This window comes from uncultured Agrococcus sp. (assembly GCF_945915485.1).
In the GTDB taxonomy this organism is placed as follows: Bacteria; Actinomycetota; Actinomycetes; order Actinomycetales; family Microbacteriaceae; genus Agrococcus.
Window position 1 is genome coordinate 1 of the sequence record NZ_CAMEFJ010000146.1, and the last position, 3,578, is coordinate 3,578.

General features: G+C 66.3%; 4 protein-coding genes. All 4 read left to right on the forward strand.

The window, feature by feature from the left end; translation table 11 throughout:
• Positions 1 to 1,161, forward strand: a 1,161-nt coding sequence (locus tag Q0O95_RS13550) for an acetyl-CoA C-acyltransferase (protein WP_293699733.1), incomplete at its 5' end; no start/stop codon positions are given.
• Positions 1,161 to 1,901 carry an enoyl-CoA hydratase/isomerase family protein gene (locus tag Q0O95_RS13555; protein WP_293699736.1) on the forward strand — a complete coding sequence of 247 codons (741 nt, stop codon included), beginning with the start codon at positions 1,161 to 1,163 and terminating at the stop codon, positions 1,899 to 1,901. The genes Q0O95_RS13550 and Q0O95_RS13555, both read left to right, overlap by 1 nt.
• Positions 1,898 to 2,740, forward strand: a complete 843-nt coding sequence (locus Q0O95_RS13560) for a 3-hydroxyacyl-CoA dehydrogenase family protein (RefSeq protein WP_293699738.1) — start codon at positions 1,898 to 1,900, stop codon at positions 2,738 to 2,740. Before Q0O95_RS13555 ends, Q0O95_RS13560 begins: the two co-directional genes overlap by 4 nt.
• Positions 2,737 to 3,578: aldehyde dehydrogenase family protein (locus tag Q0O95_RS13565; RefSeq protein WP_293699741.1), on the forward strand; the 842-nt coding region annotated here is incomplete at its 3' end. The genes Q0O95_RS13560 and Q0O95_RS13565, both read left to right, overlap by 4 nt.

Here is a 3,578-nt window from a genome sequence, read left to right on the forward strand (position 1 = left end):
GGCGTTCGCACGCCGGTAGGGCGCTACGGCGGTGCTCTCGCGTCCGTCCGGCCCGACGATCTGGCGGCCCTGACGATCGCGGAACTCGTGGCTCGCACGGGAATCGACCCGGCCCGCATCGATGAAGTGATCCTCGGAGGAGCAAATCAGGCTGGCGAGGACAATCGCAACGTCGCTCGCATGTCGACCCTTTTGGCAGGGCTTCCCGACGACATCCCCGGTATCACCGTGAACCGACTGTGCGCATCCGGGATGAGTGCGATCCAGATGGCGTCGCAGGCCGTGCGGGCAGGAGACGCCGACATCGTCATCGCCGGCGGTGTCGAATCGATGACCCGCGCGCCATGGGTCGAGGCGAAACCCGAGAGGGCTTTTGCGAAACCGGGTGAGAAGTTCGACACCTCGATCGGGTGGCGGTTCGTCAACCCGAGATTCCTCGAACGCGACAAGGCGACGTTCTCGATGCCCGAGACCGCGGAAGAGGTCGCACGCGTCGACGGCATCACCCGCGAGGATGCCGACGCCTTCGCACTGCGCAGTCACCAGCGGGCGATCGCTGCGATAGAGGCGGGGCACTTCAGCGAGGAAACCGTTGCGGTCGGCACGAAGAGCGGCGAGGTCACGGTCGACGAGGGACCTCGCGCCGACACGAGCGCCGAAGTCCTTGCGAAACTGCGACCCGTCGTCGCGGGGGGCTCCGTCGTGACGGCGGGCAACTCTTCCAGCCTAAACGACGGCGCCTCCGCGATTCTCGTCGCGAGCGAGCGAGCCGTCGAGCAGTTCGACCTGGCACCACGAGCGCGCATCGTCGGAGGTGCTGCAGCCGGGCTCGCACCCGAAGTCATGGGCCTCGGGCCAGTGCCCGCGACCGAGAAACTCCTGCAGCGAACAGGGCTGACGATCGACGCTCTCGGCGCCGTTGAGCTGAACGAAGCATTCGCGACGCAGTCACTGGCAAGCATGCGACGCCTCGGCCTCGATGAGGAGATCGTGAACCGTGACGGCGGCGCGATCGCACTCGGGCATCCGCTCGGGTCTTCCGGTTCGAGACTCGTCGTGACGCTGCTCGGCAGAATGCAACGCGAGGATGCGAGGCTCGGCCTGGCGACCATGTGCGTCGGCGTCGGCCAGGGTGCGGCGCTGATCGTGGAGCGGGTGTGATGAACGACGTCATTCGTGTCGAAGAGCACGAGAGCCGCGTCGTCGCAACGTTGAACCGGCCGGAGAAGAAGAACGCGATCGATCAGGCGACGATCGATGCGCTGCACGCGCTCTGCCAACGTCTCGAAGACGATCCGAAGACGCTCATCCTCACCGGTGCGGGAGGTACGTTCGCCGCCGGCGCCGACATCGCCCAGCTGCGCGAACGCGGCGCGAAAGAAGCCCTCGAGGGCATCAACACCCGCGCGTTCATGCGGGTGCGCGAGCTCCCGATGCCCGTTATCGCCGTTGTCGACGGTTTCGCGCTCGGTGGCGGAGCCGAACTCGCCTACTCCGCCGACATTCGCATCGGTACTCCGACAACGAAATTCGGGAATCCCGAGACCGGCCTCGGCATCCTCGCGGGTGCCGGAGCATCCTGGCGACTGCGCGAGATCGTGGGCGAGGCGCTCGCCGCGGAAGTGCTGTTAACGGGCCGCATTCTGGAGGCTGACGAGTGCCTGGCCGCCGGCCTGATAACCCACCTGGACGAACCGGAGGCCGCACTGCAGCGTGCCCATTCGCTCGCCGACCGCATCGCGAAACTGAGCGCAGCCGCAACACAGGCCACGAAGCGCGCGTTCATGGCGCCGCGCGATGCGCACCCCGCCATCGACCTCGAGGAGCAAGCGGTGCTGTTCGAGTCGGAAGACAAACGGCAGCGCATGACGGCATTCCTCGAGCGGAAGGCGAAGCGATGAACAGGGTCGGCGTACTCGGCGGAGGCCGAATGGGCTCCGGTATCGCACACGCGTTTCTGATCACGGGCTCGGAGGTCGTCGTCGTCGAACGAGACGTGCCTGCTGCCGATGCCGCTCTCGTACGTGTCCGCGGCGCGGTTGCGAAGAGCATCGATCGCGGCGCCGACGTCGCGGAAGGAACAGACGAACGCCTCGACGTCGGCACGGACGTCGCGGCATTCGCCGAGTGCAGTCTCGTCATCGAAGCGGTGCCCGAGGAGCCCGACCTCAAAGTGCAGTCTCTGCAACGTGCGGAGGCGGCGATGTCACCTGCGGCGACGCTCGCAACGAATACGTCATCCATCTCGATCGACCGGCTCGCGAAATCGCTCGAGCGGCCGGAGCGGTTCCTCGGCCTCCACTTCTTCAACCCCGTGCCGGCGTCGAAGCTCGTCGAAGTCGTCATCGGTGCCGCGACCAGGCCGCAGCTGCGCGAAATCGCTCAGGGCTGGGTGCGGCAGGTCGGCAAGACGCCCGTGACCGTGACCGACTCCCCCGGATTCGCATCCAGCCGGCTCGGTGTCGCGCTGGGTCTCGAGGCGATCAGGATGCTCGAAGAAGGCGTCGCCAGTGCTGCAGACATCGACGCAGCGATGGAGCTCGGCTATCGGCACCCCGCCGGCCCGCTTCGCACGACAGACATCGTCGGACTGGATGTCCGGCTCGGCATCGCCGAGGAGCTCGCTCGCGAACTCGGCCCGCGCTTCGAACCGCCGCAACTGCTGCGGGACATGGTGGCGAGGGGTGAACTCGGCCGGAAAACCGGTAGGGGATTCTACGATTGGGGAACGGATTCATGACGACAACAACAGCCGCGAAGATTCTGCCGTCCTACCTTCAGGGGGCGTGGTGGACACCGAACGCTGACGCTGCAGCGCAGGAAGTGCGCGATGCTTCGACCGGCGAGCTCGTTGCGAACGTTTCGTCAGAGGGCGCCGACCTCGCGGGGGCACTCGAGCATGCGAGGACGGTCGGGCAGGCGTCGTTGTCGAAGCTGACGTTCCACCAGCGTGCGATCATTCTCAAGCAGATGGCCCTCGCGCTGAACGAGCGGAAGCGAGAGCTGTACGAGATCTCGGCGCGAACCGGCGCGACGAAGACCGACTCCTGGGTCGACATCGACGGCGGCATCGGCGTTCTGTTCAGCTACTCGTCCAAGGGGCGTCGGGAGATGCCGCAGAGCACCGTGCTGTGCGACGGCCCGCTCGAGCCGCTATCGAAGGACGGATCATTCCTGGGTCGGCATATCTTCACGACGCTGCCCGGTGTCGCCTTGCAGATCAACGCGTTCAACTTCCCCGTCTGGGGTTCGCTGGAGAAGCTCGCGCCCGCCTTCATCGCGGGAATGCCGTCCATCATCAAGCCCGCGACTCCCACCGGATACCTTGCGGAGCATATGGTGCGCATTCTCGAAGAATCGGGGCTGCTGCCCGAAGGGTCGGTGCAGTTCGTCTCCGGCTCGCTCCCGGGCATCTTCGACCACCTCCAGCTGGGTGACACGGTGTCGTTCACGGGTTCCGCCTGGACGGCCGACAAGCTCCGGAAGCACGAAGCCGTGCAGACGGGCGGTGTGCGCTTCACGGCAGAGACCGACTCGATCAACGCTTCCGTGCTGGGCCCCGATGCCGTCGCCGGAAC

Bases quoted from the DNA above. Each gene is read 5' to 3' on its own strand.
- Q0O95_RS13560 (WP_293699738.1), top strand. From the start codon at position 1,898: ATGAACAGGGTCGGCGTACTCGGCGGAGGCCGAATGGGCTCCGGTATC.
- Q0O95_RS13555 (WP_293699736.1), top strand. From the start codon at position 1,161: ATGAACGACGTCATTCGTGTCGAAGAGCACGAGAGCCGCGTCGTCGCA.